The 20200-nt window shown below is 37.7% G+C and carries 24 protein-coding genes; 17 read left to right on the forward strand and 7 right to left on the reverse strand.

The window, feature by feature from the left end; all coding sequences use genetic code 11:
* Positions 1–8 precede the first annotated feature (8 nt).
* Positions 9–404, forward strand: coding sequence for a hypothetical protein (locus HNR63_RS01035; protein ID WP_181519508.1), 396 nt, complete (start codon positions 9–11; stop codon positions 402–404).
* A complete protein-coding gene (locus HNR63_RS01040; protein ID WP_181519509.1) occupies positions 397–696 on the forward strand; it encodes a DUF960 family protein in 300 nt (99 codons plus the stop codon). Before HNR63_RS01035 ends, HNR63_RS01040 begins: the two co-directional genes overlap by 8 nt.
* Positions 697–787: 91 nt before the next feature.
* Here HNR63_RS01040 and HNR63_RS01045 read toward each other — a convergent pair whose 3' ends face one another.
* Entirely contained in the window at positions 788–1216 is a 429-nt protein-coding gene (locus HNR63_RS01045) for a hypothetical protein (protein WP_181519510.1), read from the reverse strand.
* 342 nt (positions 1217–1558) lie between these two features.
* Between HNR63_RS01045 and HNR63_RS01050 the strand changes: the two genes are divergently transcribed.
* The 10 genes from HNR63_RS01050 to HNR63_RS01095 all read left to right on the forward strand — a co-directional run bounded on the left by HNR63_RS01050 (position 1559) and on the right by HNR63_RS01095 (position 12132).
* Positions 1559–2431 carry a tyrosine-type recombinase/integrase gene (locus tag HNR63_RS01050; protein WP_181519511.1) on the forward strand — a complete coding sequence of 291 codons (873 nt, stop codon included), beginning with the start codon at positions 1559–1561 and terminating at the stop codon, positions 2429–2431.
* A 54-nt stretch (positions 2432–2485) separates the two neighbouring features.
* Entirely contained in the window at positions 2486–3277 is a 792-nt protein-coding gene (locus HNR63_RS01055) for a hypothetical protein (RefSeq protein WP_181519512.1), read from the forward strand.
* An 894-nt stretch (positions 3278–4171) separates the two neighbouring features.
* Positions 4172–6484: a hypothetical protein gene (locus HNR63_RS01060; RefSeq protein ID WP_181519513.1), complete on the forward strand. Its 2313-nt coding sequence runs from the start codon at positions 4172–4174 to the stop codon at positions 6482–6484.
* 253 nt (positions 6485–6737) lie between these two features.
* Entirely contained in the window at positions 6738–7247 is a 510-nt protein-coding gene (locus tag HNR63_RS01065; RefSeq protein WP_181519514.1) for a JAB domain-containing protein, read from the forward strand.
* A 12-nt stretch (positions 7248–7259) separates the two neighbouring features.
* Complete coding sequence (locus tag HNR63_RS01070) at positions 7260–7553, forward strand: hypothetical protein (RefSeq protein ID WP_181519515.1); 294 nt, start codon at positions 7260–7262, stop codon at positions 7551–7553.
* A gap of 41 nt (positions 7554–7594) precedes the next feature.
* Positions 7595–7846, forward strand: a complete 252-nt coding sequence (locus tag HNR63_RS01075; protein ID WP_181519516.1) for a hypothetical protein — start codon at positions 7595–7597, stop codon at positions 7844–7846.
* A 406-nt stretch (positions 7847–8252) separates the two neighbouring features.
* A complete protein-coding gene (locus tag HNR63_RS01080) occupies positions 8253–8492 on the forward strand; it encodes a site-specific integrase (RefSeq protein ID WP_181519517.1) in 240 nt (79 codons plus the stop codon).
* A 149-nt stretch (positions 8493–8641) separates the two neighbouring features.
* Complete coding sequence (locus HNR63_RS01085) at positions 8642–10216, forward strand: hypothetical protein (RefSeq protein WP_181519518.1); 1575 nt, start codon at positions 8642–8644, stop codon at positions 10214–10216.
* A 47-nt stretch (positions 10217–10263) separates the two neighbouring features.
* A complete protein-coding gene (locus HNR63_RS01090; protein ID WP_181519519.1) occupies positions 10264–11124 on the forward strand; it encodes a hypothetical protein in 861 nt (286 codons plus the stop codon).
* 144 nt (positions 11125–11268) lie between these two features.
* The gene (locus HNR63_RS01095; RefSeq protein ID WP_181519520.1) at positions 11269–12132 is read left to right on the forward strand and encodes a hypothetical protein; all 864 of its coding nucleotides are present in this window, start codon (positions 11269–11271) and stop codon (positions 12130–12132) included.
* A 230-nt stretch (positions 12133–12362) separates the two neighbouring features.
* Here the strand turns inward: HNR63_RS01095 and HNR63_RS13960 are convergent, their stop codons facing one another.
* Positions 12363–12503: an IS3 family transposase gene (locus HNR63_RS13960; protein ID WP_425485154.1), complete on the reverse strand. Its 141-nt coding sequence runs from the start codon at positions 12501–12503 to the stop codon at positions 12363–12365.
* Between the two features lie 217 nt (positions 12504–12720).
* On the opposite strand from HNR63_RS13960, the gene HNR63_RS01105 reads away from it, so the two are divergent.
* The 3 genes from HNR63_RS01105 (at position 12721) to HNR63_RS01115 (ending at position 14621) form a co-directional block, all read left to right on the forward strand.
* Positions 12721–13029 (forward strand): AbrB/MazE/SpoVT family DNA-binding domain-containing protein, encoded by a 309-nt coding sequence (locus HNR63_RS01105; RefSeq protein WP_181519522.1) that lies wholly within the window; start codon positions 12721–12723, stop codon positions 13027–13029.
* Entirely contained in the window at positions 13029–13415 is a 387-nt protein-coding gene (locus HNR63_RS01110; protein ID WP_181519658.1) for a type II toxin-antitoxin system PemK/MazF family toxin, read from the forward strand. The genes HNR63_RS01105 and HNR63_RS01110 overlap by 1 nt, the downstream gene beginning before the upstream one ends.
* Positions 13416–14042: 627 nt before the next feature.
* On the forward strand, positions 14043–14621 hold the full coding sequence (locus tag HNR63_RS01115) for a hypothetical protein (RefSeq protein ID WP_181519523.1): 579 nt from the start codon (positions 14043–14045) through the stop codon (positions 14619–14621).
* A gap of 520 nt (positions 14622–15141) precedes the next feature.
* Here HNR63_RS01115 and HNR63_RS01120 read toward each other — a convergent pair.
* The 4 genes from HNR63_RS01120 to HNR63_RS01135 form a co-directional block, all read right to left on the reverse strand.
* The gene (locus HNR63_RS01120) at positions 15142–16038 is read right to left on the reverse strand and encodes an RNA-dependent RNA polymerase family protein (protein ID WP_220127358.1); all 897 of its coding nucleotides are present in this window, start codon (positions 16036–16038) and stop codon (positions 15142–15144) included.
* A gap of 159 nt (positions 16039–16197) precedes the next feature.
* Positions 16198–16494, reverse strand: coding sequence for a hypothetical protein (locus HNR63_RS01125; protein WP_181519525.1), 297 nt, complete (start codon positions 16492–16494; stop codon positions 16198–16200).
* A 180-nt stretch (positions 16495–16674) separates the two neighbouring features.
* Positions 16675–17124 carry a hypothetical protein gene (locus tag HNR63_RS01130; RefSeq protein ID WP_181519526.1) on the reverse strand — a complete coding sequence of 150 codons (450 nt, stop codon included), beginning with the start codon at positions 17122–17124 and terminating at the stop codon, positions 16675–16677.
* Positions 17121–17546, reverse strand: a complete 426-nt coding sequence (locus HNR63_RS01135) for a hypothetical protein (protein WP_181519527.1) — start codon at positions 17544–17546, stop codon at positions 17121–17123. Before HNR63_RS01135 ends, HNR63_RS01130 begins: the two co-directional genes overlap by 4 nt.
* A gap of 251 nt (positions 17547–17797) precedes the next feature.
* Between HNR63_RS01135 and HNR63_RS01140 the strand changes: the two genes are divergently transcribed.
* Both HNR63_RS01140 and HNR63_RS01145 read left to right on the forward strand, forming a co-directional pair.
* Complete coding sequence (locus HNR63_RS01140; RefSeq protein ID WP_181519528.1) at positions 17798–18466, forward strand: hypothetical protein; 669 nt, start codon at positions 17798–17800, stop codon at positions 18464–18466.
* A gap of 139 nt (positions 18467–18605) precedes the next feature.
* The gene (locus HNR63_RS01145) at positions 18606–19889 is read left to right on the forward strand and encodes a PQQ-binding-like beta-propeller repeat protein (protein ID WP_181519529.1); all 1284 of its coding nucleotides are present in this window, start codon (positions 18606–18608) and stop codon (positions 19887–19889) included.
* Positions 19890–19929: 40 nt separating this feature from the next.
* Here the strand turns inward: HNR63_RS01145 and HNR63_RS01150 are convergent, their stop codons facing one another.
* The gene (locus HNR63_RS01150) at positions 19930–20157 is read right to left on the reverse strand and encodes an excalibur calcium-binding domain-containing protein (RefSeq protein ID WP_425485158.1); all 228 of its coding nucleotides are present in this window, start codon (positions 20155–20157) and stop codon (positions 19930–19932) included.
* Between the last annotated feature and the right edge of the window lie 43 nt (positions 20158–20200).

Below are 20200 nucleotides of genomic sequence, written 5' to 3' on the forward strand. Positions count from 1 at the left end.
ATGGAACGATGAAAGTCATTCAATGTGTCAATGACATCGAAGCATTAAAAGCATACAGGCGGGCACCACAGCCGCTCATTCAAGCGATCGAACAGGACTTCCTGCATCTTTATGAGGCAAGTGGAAAAGAAACATCGTTGCATGCTTTCTTCTTGCCATACGATCAAGCGCTCATTTTACTCGAAAAAGAGGATGACGTCATGGCACAAGTAGATGATCCATTTACGTTGGAATATGTCGAAAGACATCATCATGGAGGGATGGTCTTTTACCGCATCGCGAAACGATGGGGGCATGAGTTTCAGCTATTTTATACGCTCGTTGGCATACATGATGAAGCGACGGAACAATGGCTGTTGGAACAAGCCGATTGGAACGAAGGAAGAGGGGATTTTTATGTTTGAACGATACAAGCCTCGTTATATGACACGTGCGGTCGCCGACACATTAAGTGAAGAACATCTACAGTTCATCCTTCGGTATGTGGATGAAAGGAATGAGAAAATGACGGATTACTTACAAGTGTTTGAGTTTTACGTGCAAAATCACGAACAATGGCTCGTTCAACGGCAAGAACAGCCAGAGCGAGAAACGACGGTGTTTGTGCCGCTGGAAAAAGCCCCTCCCATCGAACAGACGGTGTGGGTGATGGATCAACAAGACCATGTCATCGTCTTATTTCCGAGTTGTTATTGATTAATATTAGCGAATAAAGAATGATACGTTCTTGGAAATGTGGGATGAGGTCAAAGCAGAAAGAAGCATTTGACCTCATTTTTTTTGCCGCTTATTCGGTTTCGTTTTTATGATGACGGACTAATTCGTCCAGAAAGGAAGAAAGATCAGGAATGACTCCTTTTTCCTTGAGCGCTTTTAAATAAGCGATCGTTTCTGGCAACAAATGTGCTGTAAATTTGACACGTTGTTCTTTATACGTCGTTCCTGCTTCTTTTTTTGGTCGCCCTCTGTTGTCTTTATACCCTTTTTTCTTCAATTCTTCCTTTGCCATCGCTATGCGCCGCTCGAGTGACTGCATTTTGTATGTGATTCGCTTCTTTTCGAATGCATCACTTTCCGTTTCGAGTGCTTTTTTTAACGCTTTCCATTCGGACAAAAATTCCTTTTGTTTTTCCAACAAGTGTTCGATTTGTTTCTTTTGCTTTTTCTCATATTGTTCCAAGTCAAACAGCCGCTTGCGTGGGTTGGTTGGTCTCAATTCCATCATTCCTTTCGCGATGTCTTAATTTATTGTTTTCATTTTTTGGTCGACTGGAAAATCCAAAATGTGCCTCATTTTGTGCATGGACAGAAACATTCGCATCGCATGTTTTTTCGGTCGACCGAAAATGGGAAGCAGGAGGGGAAAGAACGATGGAGTCATGGACATTTGTCGTTTGTGGATTCAAGAGAAAGACGAATCAAAAGATGCATCAAGCCATCGTTTTTTGCCCATGAGGGAAACAGTGATGCAAAACAAGTGATCCACCTGAAACAAGGAGTTTTACAGATATATATTATTATCTTGAATCATCGGGAGATCATGGAGGGAGGAATCGCGATGAAGAACAAGTTGTTTCGTACATGCGCGAAAGAGTTTATGGAAGGATTGAAGGCAAGGAATGCCAGTCCAGAAACGATTGCTGGATATGCCAAAGATTTAGAAATGGTCAGTCGCTTTTTAGAAAAGAAGTATAATGGATTCGTTTGTTTAGACGATATTCAAACGAAAGATGTAGAAGAATATTTGCGTATGTTGCGAGTGGAACGCCATTATCAACCTGCGAGTGTGAATCGGCATTTGAATACGTTGCGGTCTTTTTATAAATATGCGATCAAAAAAGGTTGGACAGTGCGGAATGTCGTCGCACCGATTGACCAATTAAAAGCACCGAAAAAAGAGCGGACGTTTATTGACGAGAAAGAATATGAACAATTAGTCCAAGCCATCCAACACCCGACCATTCAAGTCGTCATTCAATGTCTCTTTTACACAGGATTGCGCATTACGGAATGTTTGTCGCTCACGTTGGAAGATGTGAATTTGGAGAAAGGCATCATTTTTGTGCAAAACGGAAAAGGGAACAAACAAAGAAAAGTGCCAATCAGCCCAAAGTTGCTTCCGTTGTTGAAGCATTACAAAGAGCACATTCGTCCAGCCACAGACAGCCCATTTTTCTTTGCTTTGTCCAAAACAGGAAAGCTGTCCGATGTGTACGTGAATCGCGTGTTGCATGAAACGACACGGAAGCTTGGCTGGAAAAAGAAAGTGACGTGCCACGTGCTTCGACATAGCTTTGCGTCCAATTTAGTGAAAAACAATGTGCACATCGTTCATATTCAAAAATTACTCGGACACGCGGATTTAAAAACAACATCGGTATACGTGCATGCGAATCAAGAGCAACTGGTGGAAGCGATTCGCACGTTATAAAGTGGGAGAGACCTCTCGTCTCTCCTCCATTCATCAGGAAAGAAGGTGTAGCACATGGCGACATCGGAAAAGCCGATCTATGATGAGCGAGTAAAGGAAATTTTGCAGGGATTGGCGGAAGGATTAACAAGAGATGAATTAGCGGAAATGTTTGGTCATGCCAATTATAAAACGCTGGATATTTACATGAGAAGAAGGAATTTCACGTGGGATAGTGAGAAAAAGACGTACGTTCCAAAGATTCCACGTGAGAAGCATCAGGAAGAAAAGGCATTGCCGCTGACAAAGGCGCAAATCGTCATTAATATGTTGAAGCAACCAACGGTCGATATTGAGGAAGTATGCAAAAAGGCAGGGGTGAAAGATCATCGGGAGCTGGCGGAATATATGACCGCCAAAGGTTATATATGGTCTCCGGATGAAAGAAACTATGTGAAAAAAACAGGGAAAATCGAACCGACACCTGCCGAACAAAAGGATGCGTGCAAGGTCAACCAAGAAGCGGAAAGGCAAGAAGAAACGCACATGTCCATTCGTTCAACGGACGAGCTTCGTCAGTTCCAACAATACCTTCCGCTGCTGGAAATGTTGCAGAAAAATAAGGAGAAGCTCATGGAATGGCTCGTGCCTACGCAAGCACCAGACACGATCCCGCGTTACATCATTCCGGGAAAAGCGAGCGGAAAGACCGTACAGATTTCGGATGCTTTGCAAAATTTGACGGTCGAATTTTGTAATCAACGAAACATTAAACAGCGTGAATTATTTGAGGTGGCATTGATTGAATTTTTCAAGCGATATGGATTTGAATATGAAATCGAGCGTCTGCTTCGATCGCATGAGTGAGGGGGCTGGCATGTGTTGTGTCAGCCCTTCCCCTTTCCCCCGACGCAGTCCCCCGAAAAGAGAGACGTGAAACCCCAACAGCCACAAGGACAGACAGCCTTTCCCCCGCGTCCCCCATTTTTTTTGCAGTCAGATGAATGAAGCAAACGAAAGATATTTTGTAAGGAGTTAGGGAGTTATCCTTCCTTTGTGTTTTGGATCGTGATTTTTTGTATGTTTTCGTTTGTAAGGATTCCTTTCCATTATATGTTTATGACCTTGTCTTTTTTTCTGTTTCATGCGTAGAAACGGATCATCCTTTCCTCGTTCTTTAAAAAGACGATTGTATATGATGTGGTTTGTTCATCTGTTTTTGATTGTTACATGCAGTCATTGACATATTCCGTAAGCTTGTTTGTTTTCAAACGTATGACGCTTATCATGATAAGAAAACCAATAGATGATGGAACATGATTTTGCATATTTTTTCTTCCTGTGACATCCATTCGAAGGTTCGAGGTTGGACAACATCTTTACTTTTTACAAAACAGCATGCGGCATCATGTTTTTATGTGATGATTTTTGGAATGGGGGAGATGGGGGACATGGGGGATTTCTTGTGCCCCATCGACAGGCACGGTTCAGACATCGGGGGATGTGAATGGGGATGGGGGATGTGTTGTTTTGGGGAACACAATCAATTGCCTTTGGTTTGTTTCATTCGTGTGCTGAAACATCATCGTGTCAAGGTCACGAGCTGACCAATGGGGAAAAAGCATGTCGGCAACTTTCTTTCTGTGGATTTGGTCGGCATTTTTTCTGTATGGATTTCGTATGTATTCGAAAACTTTCTCGTTTTTTTGTCTGCGGCAACTATGCAAGGAGTGATGGAACTTTGCCAATTCCTTGAGCCTCTTGGGGTTTCGGAATGGTGTTTGTGGAAGAAAATGGGGTTGCTTTTGTGCGATTACCTCTAAGTCTTTAAAAGTAACTTTCAGCAAACCTGTTGATGATACTAAAGCAGTATTTGCTGTTACAAAAGACGGAATCAAAGGGAATATCTCGAAAGTAACTTTTGCTGAAGATAAGAAATCTGCAACAATTGAATTGTCTACTAAGTTAACAAAAGGTGAGTATACAGTTCAAGTTACAGGTTTAACTCAAGCTCCTTTAACAGGTTCAGTATCAGTTGAAGATGAAAAAGTAGCTTCAATTCAAATTTTATCTGAAAATGCTCCTTTATTAGATGCTGATGGTGATGGCTCTAAAGATGATGTAACTGTAGGTTACAAAGTTCTTAACCAATACGGAGAAGATATTACAAAGACTACAGTTTTAACATCTAATCTTGGTAGTGCTGCCGATATAACTAATGGTAAAGTTACTATTACGGGCAATTACAAAGTAGGAGACAAAATCCCATTAACATTAATTAATGTGGAAAACGCTGTTTCTGCTACAGCTGTATTAACTGTTTCTTCTGAAGCTCGTGTAGCTGACATTGCTATTACTGGTTTATATAATAAAGACGGTAAAGCATTAAACGAAGATACAGACCTTTCTGCTGATGCTTTCTACCTACTAGTAGATGCTAAAGACCAATATGGAAATGCTGTTACAAGCACTGCTCAATTAAATAATGACATAATCATTAACGAAACGAACAATACTGTAGCAGATGTAGCTGCCACATTTACAACTGTTGATGTTAATGGAGTTACTAAAACTGCATTAAAAGTAAATGCACCTGGTAGTGGTATTAAAGCTGGTACTAATACAGTAACTTTAATTTCTAACACTACTGGAAAGAATGCATCATTTACTGTCAATGTTGCAGAATCTACTCGTGCAGATGTAGTGACTCTTTCACAACCTTCATTAGTTGTTGCTGGTGAAGATGCATATGTTCCAGTGTCTGTAACTGACAAGAATGGAGCTGCGATTACAGATGTTAAGACACTTAACAATGCTGTGAAAGGTGTTAAAGTAACAGTTGGAAGCAAAGTTCTAACAAATCCATTTGTTGTAAAAGATGGAGTTTTATCTATTAAAGTTCCAAAAACAGAATTAACTACAGATGGATATGTTTCTCTTGTAGCACTTTCATCTACTAATAAGGTTGCTACTTTAACATTAAATGTTAAGAAAGCTGCTGTACCAACAGTTATTCGTGGCTTAAGCAGTGACTTCGGAACAACTATAAAAGTAGGCAACTCTACAAACCTTGGTGTTGACTCCTTTGTAATTGAAGACCAATATGGTCGAGTAATGAGTTCTGACGCTGTTAAAGCATGGATTGCAGCTGGTGGTAAGATTATTGTATCAGAAGACGAAAATTCACCTGTTGTAGCTATTTCTAACAATCCTGGTGATAATGACATTGCCGGAGCTTCTGAAACAGTTACAGTGACTGCTGGTAGTGCAAACGGTACAGAAAAACTTTCTGCTGTTTTAAACGATGGAACTAAAAACCTTACTAACAGTACGAAAGAATTCACACTTCGTGTAACGGACGGTACTGAATATAAATCATATACTGTAGATACTATTGGAACAGTTTATGATGAAGTTGCTGCTAGTAAAACTGATGCTGATGCTTACGATAAAACAATTAAAGTATATGGGGTTCTTGCAGACGGCAGTAAAGTTCTATTAACAAATGGTACAGATTATAATGTAACTTCAACAAACTCTGGTATTAACACAGATGTAGCTGACGGAGTTATTGATTTAACTTCTGCATTAACATACGATACAAATGCAACTACAACTGTAATTCCAGTTAAAGTTACAATTAATGCGACTGGTCAAGAATTTACACAAGATGTAACATTCTCTAAAGTAGCTCCAAAAGTAGCTTCTGTTGCTTTAGTAGATGATAATAAAACTACAGCTAATACAGTAACATCTATTAAAGTAGCTGCTGGTAGTAACTTTGACATCTCTACTCTTACAGCAGGAGCTGGAAAGTACAATTTACTTGTAACAGACCAATACGGAGTTAAGAAGGTTGCTGCTGCTGGCGGTGCAATTGCATTCGATGATACTACTGCGGTAGCTGCTCCTACTCTAACTATCGTACCAGTATCTGGTTCTGTAACGATTACTGGAAACGGAACTGCTAGTGCATCTGTTACTGGTTCAAGCATTAATGCTGGCGATGCATTCGATGTTAAAGTAACTTATGCAGGTGGAGCAACAACTACTATTCGCGTTACTGCTGAATAATTGCGATAGGTGCCTGTCACCAATCGAGATATGTCAAGAAGCTCTGTGGAGAGAAATCTCTGCGGGGCTTTTCTTTTTGCTATGAAGTTTGTTAATCCACTGATAGTCCAGTAATCTCTTCTAAGAAACCGTATCAAAAAACTTTTTAAGCATTTAATATAATTATGAACATCAGATGCAAATTCCATACACTTTGACCAGCCTCAATTCCTTTCGGGGAATTGGGGCTATTTCTATTTTGGGAGGGAAAAGGATGAGCAAGTATCAAACCATCAACCACCAGCAGCTAGAGTTGCTAGAAAGAGAGGTGTCTACCAAACAGCCAGCGAAGCGCGTCAACATTGTCAGCCTGAAGCTCGTTCGTGAGTCTAGCGTGCTGTACAGGGAGCGGCAAATCAAATCCCCGGGGGATGCGTACAAGCTGTTGAAGCCGTTTTTGGTGGATGCGGATCGGGAGGTGTTTGTCGTCGTTTGTTTGGACACGAAAAATCAGCCGACTGCCATCCACGTGTGCCACGTTGGGAGTTTGAATGCAAGCATCGTTCATCCACGTGAGGTGTTCAAGTCGGCGATTTTGGCAAATGCGGCGTCGGTGTTGGTGGCGCACAATCATCCGTCGACCGACCCGACACCGTCAAGGGAGGACATCGAAGTGACGAGAAGGCTTGTCGAGGCAGGGAGAATTGTCGGGATTGAACTGTTAGATCATGTCGTCGTTGGCGGTGAGCGATTCGTGTCGTTGAAAGAAAAAGGGTACGTGTGAGGGGGAAGAATCGTGTTCGAATGGTTTATAGAGAAAATGAAACGTGAGTTTGGCGTGGAAGTGAGGCTTGAGGAAGTCGGGTACGAAGCGTATGCGTTTGACCATGAGGAGATCGATGACTTACTCATTCCTGCCGAGCACATCAAGAAACTGCCGAATCCGCTTTTATTAGAGGCGTTCATGTATGTGGATGCAGAAGGGATTGAGTGGATTGCTGGTGTGGTCGTTGCGGAAGGAACGAGGGAAAGATTGTACGAAGTGTGGATCAAAGACGGAAAACGAATCGGTTGTACGATGTATGTTTGAAATTGACGATATGAAAGTGACAGACGAAAGGGGAAGGGAAAATGGCAAAGTACCATCGCATCATCATGAATGGGGAGTCATACTACCGAGAATACAGGTATGGGTCAGATAGCTATGGGGAGATGCTTAGCGAAGAAGAACTTGTTCACATGTTGCTGGAGGAAGTGGTGGACGAGGAGATTGAGATTAGCGAACGAGAGATTGAATCCGCTTTGCGTCGCATTCCAGATCGTGAAGACCGCTACTTACTGCAAAATTATATTCGTTGCTTAGAGCGAGTTGGTCGGGAATAACAAAAGCTCCCGACATTTCTTTTGCCAAACTCCCGACAAAACGAAAAGGATTCCAACCATACATGACAGATTTGATGAATCTCAAGGAACCGCTATGCTTTCATTGCCAAAAAGCTCATGACATTATGATATAACTGTCGGGAGTCGGGAGGGAAAGGGGGTGAAAAGGCATGTGGGAAAAAGTTGTTGCGACCATTGTGGTGACGGTTGCCACGGAAGCGATGAAACAATGGATGAACGAAGGACAATAAAAAGGAGGAATGACCGATGAAAGTATTTCCGTGTTCTTGCCTATGCAAGCAATCGTGCCCTTTATGTACGGTGAAAACAATCATTGACATCATTAAACGATGAAACGATGGATGAATGAGGTGTCCATCGTTTTTTCTGTTTTAGGGGGGATTTTGTGCAAGATTTACTCCATGCATTCAAACAATGGCTCATCGAAGAAGGGAAATCGCCGAAAACGATGGAGTCGTATGTCGGGGATGTGGCAAAGTTTCAGGCATACATGATTGAGAAGGCGGTGGATGCAAGTCAGCCGCTTTCTCGTTTTTCTTTCGTTCGTTATAAGCAACATTTAATCGACAACGGCTATGTGGTGGCGACGATCAACAAAAGACAGCTTGTTGTAATGATAGTGTAATGATTTCATTTGTAAAATAATTGTCGGGGAGGACGATGTGAGAGTTACAAAAAATGCAATATCATTAATATAATATATCGTTGGCTATTTGGTCATGAAGAGTAAATGTATTGGGATTTTAAGGAGATTTTTAAGAAAGGAGAGTTTGTGTGAGCAGGAAGGTTGTTTTTGCTTCAGCAGTAGTTATATTTTTTGTCATATTCATATTTGGGATAAGAATATTTATCGGTAACTCAACTACTTTTACGAGTAGCATTGAGAGAGATACACCAAAAAAAGAAATAAAGAGCGAACAGAAGGACAACGCAGTAAGTGAACAAAATGAAGTAACAATTCGGCAAAAGGTAGATGAGCTTACAGATGTAAAAAAGTCTTACTACGATATTTTAGGTAAGGTGATCGAGAAATATGGCATCCTTACTAAAGATGAAGGACTTTATGACGAAAATGAGGGATTAGCGTACGTAGAATTAATTGATTTTGATAAAAATGAAATGCCCGAATTGTATATGGTTTATAGAGATACGACAGATGACGGTTATAGTAGCTATATAGAAGAAATATGGAGTTACATAGACGGGAAAGCAGTAAAAGTTCACTCTCAAGAGTTTAATAATGGAGGACTTATATCTGATGCTGCTCGTTCTATCACAATAACGAGCTCAAATGTGTATTTGATTGAATCTGGAGAATATTCTGCCGGGGGGCGAGGTGATTATCCAGATGGATCTGAATATGTGTTTTGGCATGCTTTTTCAACTTTAAAAAATAATAAAATGGTTAAAGTTGCTGAAGTGCATATATCAGAAGTGGATTTAGATAGTGGACATATAACTGTTTACAAAGTTGTGCAAGATGGTAAGGAGAGAAAAGTAGAGAAAAGTGAATATGAAGAATTTTTGAAACAATTTAACTTTAATGAAAGAAAGAATTTAATAGATAGTGGCGCAGGTGAGAAAGTTTTAGCTTTTGATGTTTCAAATAACGCTTATAAAATTGATGAATTTTTAGAACAACTAAGAAAAGAGATAACCAGTATAGGAAATCCAACAGATAGTTCGGAAAGTAGTGAAAATTTTTATGAAAAAATGACAATAGAAGAAAAGAAAGAATTACTCAAGTTGCTTTCCTATTTCTCACATGTCGATAAAGTTGATGTGAGCAGTGAAAGTGCAGACAAGGACATTGCGGCTTTCCTGTATATTGCTTCCAACTACTATGACATTACGGATGAGGAGTTGAAACCTGATTTTACAAAGGAGTCCATTCCTGCTGAATATGCCGCGTTCATTCCTTATGCAAAAGGGGAATTTGAGAAGTTTGTAAATAGTTTGTTCGGAAGGATTTTGAAACCAGGAAGCTACTCCTATAACGAATATGGGGAAGTAATATTATACAAAAACAACACGTTTTATATGAAAAAAAATGAGGGGGATTCACCGATGAATATATATTTCCCTCAGATAGGGAAAATCTACCCTTTGGGAAAAAATGTGTTTCTAGTAGATTTCATTGTATATGATTATGACCCTTCAGAAGTTGAAGAAAATATCGATGGAGATTTTATTCATAATCCAATGGAAACGTGGACACCTGAACAAAAATATTCTCGGGCCATTTCTAAAGCAAAAGAAGGGTATGCTGTGATGAAGAAAGTGGAGCTTAACGGAAAATCGCAGTGGAATATGGTGAAATATGTATTAAATAAGGAGTACGAAGAGTAATACTAAAATATTTTACTTATTTACTAAAAAGGTATGGAGGGATAAGTGTGAGAAACAAGTTGGGTATAACTTTTTTATTAGCGATTATGCTTGTGTTTGTCAGTATTCACTCATCTTATGCTACGGGGGATAGTTTAAGTGCTTTAAAACAACAAGTAAAAAAACTGATACAGCAAAATAATGAATTAAAAAAGGAAGTTAAATCGTTGCGACTTAAATTAGAAGAGCAGAAGAAACTAGAGAAAGGAATTAAAAAGAAAAATTCGAACGGGACATTAAAAAGTATAAAAGTAGTGACTGGTGGAGTTGATGTTTACATTGATGGAAATTTATTCAGACCAATTAGTGAAGCTGGTAGTGTCGTGGAAACAATTACGTATGAAAATGACGTATATGTACCTGTAACAGCTTTTGTTGATGCATTAACAAATCACTCCAAGCAAGTAACATGGACAAAAGATAAAAAAGCTGTATATATTGGAAAGGAACCTAACTTTGGTCAAAAAGATATTACTGAATTGTTAGAGCCTTATAATTATAGTGGAAATATATTCAAAGGGACAGAAGCGGCTTTTAAAATTCTAGATAAGTCGTATTATCCATTCAATCGTTTTGATTTCTTCTCTAGTTGGGATCATTATACTTATATGCTACATTCAAAATACAGCCAACTAAGGGGGCAGTTTGTTATTCCTTACAAATATTTAGGTGAAGATGACAAAGCAACGTTGAAGTTTTATAGTGTGAATAAAAGAGGGGAGAAGAGTCTTATCGGAGAATATAGCACTGAAACAGGAAAAGATCCGATGGAAGTGGAAGTAGACGTTGTAGGTGTAGATATTTTGCGTATTGAATGTGAAGGTGATTATAGTGTTTTGTATAACGTCACTTTGGCAGGAATTGAGTAATAAACGGAGGGAGATGTTACGAAGGTATTAAGAGTAATTATAACTGGATGGTTGATTTTCTCGCTGTTCCTTCACACTTCCCATGTTGTAGCAGCGAAAACACATTTACAAAAATATGGTCCCTATTTAAAATTTGAAAACGTTGTGATTTATTATAAAGGGGAAAAATATGGTGTTTACACACTAAAAAAAGGAAGTGGATTTCTCTATTTCAATGAAAAAACAGGAGATATAGTTAGTGATAAAGATACTGCAGACAAATTATTTAAGTTACTAGCTATGGGTAAAACGTATTCGCAGTATAAGAGAATGATGGAGGATGTTAAAAAGTTAACACCTGGATTGCTGTATGGGAAAGAAGCGATTAAACAAATAGGGGATTCAGCTATAAAAGCAGTCATAACAAGAAACCCTGGAAGAGCATTTAGTGATTTTATGAAAAAGCAAACTGAACCGAGCACCCTTCTCACTTATGTGAAAATGTCGTGGGGGTTTTATGAGTATCAAAGAGGTATTCTTCCTAAAATGGAGTCTGTCTACTCAAATACAAAAGGAATAAAAGTAACTTCAAGCAAAAATGTTATCATTGTTAATGATAACAAAAAAGAAGTAAACAAAGTTTTTAATAATTACTTGGAAGGTTTCTATAGATGGAAATACTTCTTAGATGCACTTGACCGATTAGGGTTAACTGTTGAAGGAGGAGTGAAGGGAATAGTAAAAGAAACTGTAGATGTTTTTAAAGATTCAATTTCATTCGACTCCATGCCAGACTTACCTCCTAATGAGGAAAAAGATGTTTTAATGTTTTACAAGGAGTTAACAAAGGCAAAGGATTTGGGTGAATTAGTACAAGAGTTAAGAAATAATATACTAGCTATAGATAATTACTATAAATATTACGAAGAAGCAGTTAAAGAATTCAGTAATTTAGACTACGACATGTATGTTGAAAGAGTTAAAGGGCTTGATCAACATATTAAATATAACTACTCTTCGAAACAATAATAAAGGCTGTTTGAGGTAACATACTAGTGTACTAAGATCCGAAAAGTAGACAGTATAAATTCAGCTCACGTGAAGGAATCAGAGTGATAAAACTCTGGTTCCTTTCCTTTTCTCGTCTTTTTTTAGTAGCTCTGAATGCCTTGAAACTGTTAAGGAAAGCAATTGGTACACGGAGTTAGGAGAGGTGGGTAAGACGCGAAGGAGGAGATGTAACTCATACGCGCTCGTTTTTAACTAACTTTTGCATATTGAGTCGGTGTTTCATAATGAAGAACGCTTTGTGTACGTTGGTGGTTGCAATATCGAATGTAATCATGAATGAGCTGCGTTGCCTCTTCCACACTTTTCGTACGTCGCAAATCCTGCTTCATTCCTGTTTAGAGATAGGGGAAAAAGCTTTCTATGCATGCATTATCAAGCGCATTCGCTTTTCTCGACATGTTTGGTGTGATCGAAAATGCATGTTAATTAATCGATTCAAATGATTACTTTTTTGACGAAAATATTTGTTCGACAAAAAATCAAAGGTATCATTTTTCGGAAGAATGTATATACTATGTATATACGTTTTAGGCTGAGGGTGATATCATGAACTCAAAGGAACATTTAGAAAGCAAAATAAACCAAAGGAAAGGAGGGGACTACGTGTCTACAGTTGTTGCTCAAAAATGGGGAAACAGTTTGGGCATTCGTATCCCAAAAGATGTTGCTGATCAAATAGGGATTAAACAAGGTTCCGAAATAGAATTAAACGTGATTGAAAATGAAGGTATCATCACATTAAAGCCAAAAAGAACAAGAAAGAAATACACGCTGGAAGAACTAGTATCACAGATTACACCTGAAAATCGACATGAGGAAATTGATTTCGGGATAGAAGGGCGTGAATGGATTTAATGCCAGTGGACGTACCGGAGAGAGGCGATTTTGTTGTTTTAAACTTCAATCCACAAGTCGGTCATGAGCAGGTGGGGAGAAGGAATGCGATTGTTTTATCGCCTAAAGAATTCAATCAAGCAACAGGATTTATAGTTGTTTGTCCGATTACCAATCAAAAGAAGGGTTATCCTTTCGAGGTTTATTTACCAGAAGAAGGAATATATCTTGGTGGCGATAGCTATCCAATAACAGGGGTCGTTTTAACTGATCAAATTAAATCATTGGACTGGAAAGCTCGGCATTTAAAAATTTTAAAAAAGTATAATCCAGAGGATGCGCAAATTGAAGAAATAGATAAAATCATTGATGAATGCCTAGCGAAAATAGAAACATATTTAACTTAATTCCGTGTCAATCACCGCACGAAATTTGTCGGAGATTGGTAGAGACAGAGAGTCATTGAAATTGAATGGCTCACTGTCTTTTTTACATTAACGAGCGTTTGGGGCATATACATGTGATGTAATTCAACAAGGCGTTGCCATACATCGCTAAATCACAACAAGTCCTTAATTTTTCTTTACGTGATACATAAAAAATATTGGTTCTTCACCAAAAGTTGTGTTTGATTTTTTCATAACATGTCCCACTTGTGGTTGTGAGGAAAAATCAGTAAGTCAATGTTTTTTTGCACATCCTTGTTCAGTAGAACATATCGCTTGTCAAGTACACGTTGTAGTGATGAACCAAATTTAGATTTATATAGTTAAGGATGTTGATTTTGTGTAAAATGTAATATATATTTATATACGTAGATTAATAATTCCGATTCTCTATCGGAAAATTGTGCTTGATTTTTCTAAAACCTGTCTTACTTTCGCCCTTGATGAAAAAAAGTTAATTGATATTTTTGAATATTGTTTTACTTTGTCAAGCACATGTTGTGATGATCGCTCTAAAATAAAAAACTAGGTATCAGTATTTATAATAACATTAATATAATAAATTTTCTGAAGAATGGAGTTTCTGACGTGAAATTAGCTAGACTGACAGCATCCTTAACATTAGGTATAGGGGTTTTACTAGGTAGCGGATTGGGAGATGTAGTAGAAGCGAAAGGGGCAGTAAGAAAGACCGCTGAAGACCTATCTGGTTTTCCACTTGGTTCTTATGCAGATTCGGATTATGACCAGTATAATGTAGAAGATATTAAGAATGGCACTAGTCAGTTTTATAATACAACGTACATCGATACAAAAAACAATCGTATAAACCTTGCATTTATTACTACTGTAGTGGTAGAAAAAACATCTAAATCTCTAACGCTTAAATCACTTAAAATTTCTGGATTCATTGGTAAAGGATATGAGTCGACAGCGTATATTACCGAAGTATGGATCCAATATAATGGGGGGAAAGTGAAATATTTTACACCTAAGGGAACTGATAAACTTCTTAAAGACGGTGTTACACTTTCTGTGAATAATTTAAATATAAAGAATATTGAAAGTATTAATGTACATGTCAATGATAATTTATTTGCAAGTGCGCAAGGGGAAGGAAAAAAATATCCACAAGGGATTATTTTTTACTATGGAAAGAGCAAATAAGTGAAAAGTGATTTGTATCATGGTTTGACTTTTGAAAATCCATTGCTGACAAGTCACTAAAATTCTCAATCTGTTAGTAACGTAATACAAAAAAATGCAGAATTGGTTTTGCGTTTTCATGAGTATGAGTTCATACATGTGTACTCAACGTTTTTCTCATTTCTCAAGAAGAAAGACAAATTGTTTGGAGGATAATAGAAATGCGACTGTGCGTTCTGCCCATGTATCCACTTGCTGGATGAATCACTAACCCTTCATATTTGGGGAGAATCTTAGTTCCACCGGTTGCTTTCTTTCTAAGGGAAGTACTAAGTGTGTGTAACTATATATTCGGGTAATGAGCTGTCACTCACTCGATTCACCTTCGTGTCTACCGTTATTCATATGGTAGACCCAGAGCGCACAAATATGCAGTTCATTTTCTGATGTGATTGAATAGTTATTAATTGGAATTAAAAGTAATAAAAAGAATTTTGGAACACAAAAAAAGCTAGCCTCGCAATAGGCTAGCTCTTTTCAGTTAGTATGTTAAAACTTGTAATAAATTTGTTTTATTTTGCTTCACGTATATTGTTCTTGTTTTCTCGTTGATTGCTACGATACGGATTTTTGTGGTCGGTTTGTACAAGCCTATTTGCTTTCCGTTCTCAAAAAGATAGAACCATTTCCAATATAATCCATATGGATCTTCCCAATATTCCTCTTCTGATTCATATGATTCATAAGGTTTAAAAATCGCGATGCTCTTTCCGATGAAATCTAAATATCCTTCTTGAGGGTATTTTATTGTCCACTTCCGTTTCAATTCTAGAGACATAAGCGCTGCGGATTGCTTATTTTTTAACAACATGTATCCATCATCTACAAATTCAACATAACCATTTTTCGTTTCGAAATATTTGCTTTTCTTTCCTTTGTTATCGATGAAATAAACTGTATTTCCTTCAAAAGAAAGCGATCCATTTTTATAGTCTTTTACTGCGATGGAAAGACTGGAGCTAGAATCGGCTTCCATATTCGATTTGACAGACCAGGCGATTTTTCCTTTCGAGTCGATGGCGTTAATCATTTCTACCGTTTTTGATACGTAGCTTGGGTTGGTTTGGCTCAATATATATGGAATATTGACGTATACATACTTTTTATCTACATAAATCTCCTTATCAGCGTCTCTGTAACTATGATATTGCATGTCCCAACCTTTTTGATTTTTCATCGGAGGGATATTTACTTTCCACTGTAACTTTCCTAACTTATTATATTTTAGTAGCGTCACTTGTTTTCCTTTTGAATCGCCAGTAATGTATGGAGAATCTGGATAATTGATAATATATATGGAACCATCTGAACCGATGACAGGGTCATTAGTGATTTTGAGTGAACCGATTCGCTTTCCTTTCGAATCAAGCATAATCATTGTATTTTTTGTCTGTAAGTAAGTTGTGTCTTTATATTGATCGATCCATGTAATCGCTGCCCCCGCTTTATGTTCCCATAACTTCTTTCCATTTAAGTCATAAGCAGCAACTACTCCTTTTTCGCTTTTGACACTTACTACATATTCTTTTTTGCCAGCTTAACCGACAAATATTTGTTCAGCTTCCAGTCCCCATGTTTTATTCACAGTTCCTTTTTGGCTAATGTTCATAATATCGATGTGATATACGACAGTTGATGTTCCATATGATTGCTCTGTTCCATCGATGTAAACGAGCGACCCATCTGCTTGTGGCAAAGCGAAAAAAGTATACTTCCCATTTACGGGAACTTTCCATCCTTCTTTCATTCCAGCAGCAAATGACAGAGAGTTAGTTGTACTAAAGAGGATGATCAGTGCAGTGAAGAAAAGGAATAAAGTGTTTTTCTTAAACATATATACCTCCTGAGATTGTAATTGTCAAAAACAATATAACATCATTATTAATTTGTGTAAATATATAGGTTGTGTGTAATTACAAATAAGGGACTAACCCGAAGACGCATTTTCCTGTTTGGATTAGTCCCGTTATTTATTTTATGTTGTTTTGTACAGAGTAAGCCAAAGAGTGGAAAGTTAAGTTCGTTCGTTTGGAATGATGAAGGTTTCTGATTTTCTTGTCCGTAAAAACTCTCGGATTTGCTCGTATTTTTTCCGAAGTTTTTGATCCTGTTCTTTTTGAATGATTTCGTTTAACAATTGTCCTACAGTTTCAATGCCTGTAATGAATTTGGTTGTTTCTTCATATACGTGATTAATTTTTTGGGGGGTGTCTACGAATGTACCTGTCAAAATGTGTTGCAGACGTCCACGATTTGCGGCGGTTACTCCTCGTTTAATTAAGCCATATTTGATAAGCTTTTTTTCTGAAAATGGTCTTCCGATTTCTTTTGCGACAACAAAATATGCAAAACGAGTTACACTAATTTGAAGTTTAACGGCTTTTTTTATTTCGTCCAATATGTTTGTATGTCTCATCAAGTAACTGAAATCTTGAAGTGAATACTCTAAGATGTTTTTACTCATTTTGTTTCCTCCTCAATGATTTCTTTTAATTCAGCGATACATTCTACAAGCGCATGATAATTCGTTCTCTCGTTTTTGTTTAAAGATAGCGGATCAATGTTTTTTATTAGGCGTTCTTCATCTAAATTGCGAATGAAGTTTTTTACAGCAGCAATCAGTTTTTGATATTCTCCTTCTACATAAACGTAATATACTCCATCCTCTCTTTTTTCCACAGATAAATGTGGAACTGGATAGTGAGGAAGTTTATTTATAATTCCACGTAGCACACCAACACGATCTTCACCATGTTCATTCACTAATTCTGGGATCATCGCTTTTAGTCGAGAAAACAGTTGATCAAATTTTAATCCTTTCCTCTCCTCCTTTAGAATAGTAGGGATAAGATCACGCACTTTTTTTGTTACTTCACCCTTTTTCATACATACACCTCCTTCACTTTTTTATGATGGATCATCGTTCTTTCATTCGAATGAATGATCCTTTATTAAGATATGTATGAGCCATTTTTTCTACATATGACTCAAAAATGTATTTTTCGTAAAAAAAATCTAAGAAGGGGTTTATTTACTTCGCAAACGTTTTAATTTTCTTCTCAAAGGGGTTGTTTTCTTTTATAATGATCGATAGGTATTTTCCTTAATTATAAAAAAGAGATGGAGGGTGATGGAAAATGAAGAAGAAGCTATGGATGTTTAGCTTTGTGTTTCTATGCTCCATTGCATTGTTCAGCGCTGGGGTGATTGCTGCGCCAAAGGTCACTTTGTTTTTCAACAATAAAGCGTATAAAACAGACGTTAGAATCATTAACGGAAAACCGTATGTTCCACTTGCGGACGTTGTGGCATTGTTTGGTGGAAAGATGACATATGAGAAGAAAAGTAATTCTTATAAAGTGACTTCTAAAGATTATAAGCCGGTTAGCACAAGTGCGGTGCAAAGTTTTAACGTAAATGTTACAGGCAGCTCGGGCCCGATGAAAATTAAAATTCATAAAGTCACGTTATATCCATCTTATAAGTACGATCCGTATCTTCCACCCATTCGGGCGATTGTGTTAGATGTTACTGTAGAAAATACATCTTCAAATAAGGTAAGTTGGTATCCTGTGCAAGGAACATTTGCATTAAATACAGGAGAGCAAATTGAAGATGCGATTCTTTATTCAGAAAATGTAGAGGGGGATTTTCTCGGACGAACAGTGAAGAAAGGAAAAATTGTGTTGAAAGTAAAAAGTGACTTAAACGCTGTTCGTTCGATGCAATACTATATTCACGGGGCTGTTGGCGACTCATTTGAAACGATCGGAGAAGATGTATTGTTAACAATTAAATGGAAGTAATAGGGGAAGAGAGGTGTCACTCTTCCCTTTTTTGTATTAAAAATGTAAAATATATGAATAAAAGATTATTTACATAATAAAAAATATAATTTACTATTATTATTAGTATATTACATATATTGATAAAGGAGGAATGAACATGCTCAAACGTTCTTTTCTGTCCTTTATTATCGTTGGGGTGCTTTTTTTCAGTACAATCCCAAACTATGTTACTTTAGCAGCAACGAAACAATTAAAAAGTGTTTGGGAGATGCCCCTTGATCGCGGTTTCCCTCTCCACATTTTACCGAATTCAGATGGATCCATTGTACATGTTAAGGCCGAAAGAATAGGTGAGTTCCCAATTTTCAGTAACGTATACAAACTTGATATTATGTCCATTGATAAGAACGGCAAAGTGAAAAAGAGATGGAAGCCATCTGATGAGAACATGCTTGTCGTTCAAACAAAAAAAGAAACATCTTTAGTAGGGATCCATTACAAAAAAGGAACGGTCACAGGTTACAATCTGGAAGGAAAAGAAAAATGGAAATATAAATTTGGGAAAAAAATTAAATCTGCTCAGGCAGTCGGTGATACGGTTTATATAGATTTAGAAAAGAAAACCGTTGTTCTTTCAGCTGATGGAAAACAAATGGCCTCTTTTAAGCCATTACATGGTTTAAAATATTTTGAGAAAAAAACGGGCTCGTTTTACATGCTTAGCGAAGATCAATGGCCTAAATATACGTTGTTTAAATATACGAAGTTAGGAAAACTGCAATGGAAGTTCGATTTCCCTTTGCCAAAAGTGCCTGACGGTTGGCGTGTAGGTAGCGAGTGTCACATAGTTAATGTAACAAATCAACGCATTTATGTGCTGGCGAATTTCTGGTCTATAAAAGAGGATGAATTCGGTGCGCAAGAGGAATTCAGATTTCCACGAACATTATATGCTCTTGACGAGAATGGAAAAGTTTTATGGACTATGAATGTTGAGGCACATAATGCGTTAGACTATGGTGACGGTACGCTTGTACAAGAAGATGGTAAAATTTATTATGTTGACTCAAAAGGAACATCGACTCAACTATTTGCTTTCAAAAATGCCGACGTTTACTTTATGCCAAATGGGGAGTTTATTTTATGGGACTATTCACAAAAAAATAAAAATGTCGTTTCTCTCGTTCATCCGAATGGAACATATAAGTGGAAAGCGACGATTCCAATTGATAAAATCGGCAGTTTATCACAATATAGCCAAGACGTTTTAGTATTTAGAGATTGGGACTTTCAAACGTTATACGTGTACGATAAAGGAAAGCTGATGGGGATATACAAATCTGACGAACCCGAAGAATCTGTCTCTCTCGAATTGGTAGACAAACGCACAAGAACATTGTACGTGAGAAGCGGTAATATGTTATGCGCTGTGCGGTATTAAATGATAAGCGAGGAGGGCGGTCATCCCCTCCTCTGAATGTTTACCTTTCGCAAGCAATAAAGTCTTTATCGCGATCAAGCCTTTTATTTGCATCGTACAAAGGGGCGGAAATAAAAGGCTTGTATTTCGTTTTCCCGCCTTTGTTTTTGACCGCATTTGAACGTGCTACGCCTCCAGGATACGTTTTATTTAAATCGGCACATCGTTTATACACTATGTTTTCGGCGGAAGCGTGGTCGAATAAAAACTGGGAGGAAGTAAGCAACATTCCAATGGTTAAAAAGAATATAAGAAATCTTCTCATTTTTTCT

It is taken from the genome of Anoxybacillus ayderensis, assembly GCF_013761015.1.
Taxonomy (GTDB): Bacteria; Bacillota; Bacilli; order Bacillales; family Anoxybacillaceae; genus Anoxybacillus; species Anoxybacillus ayderensis.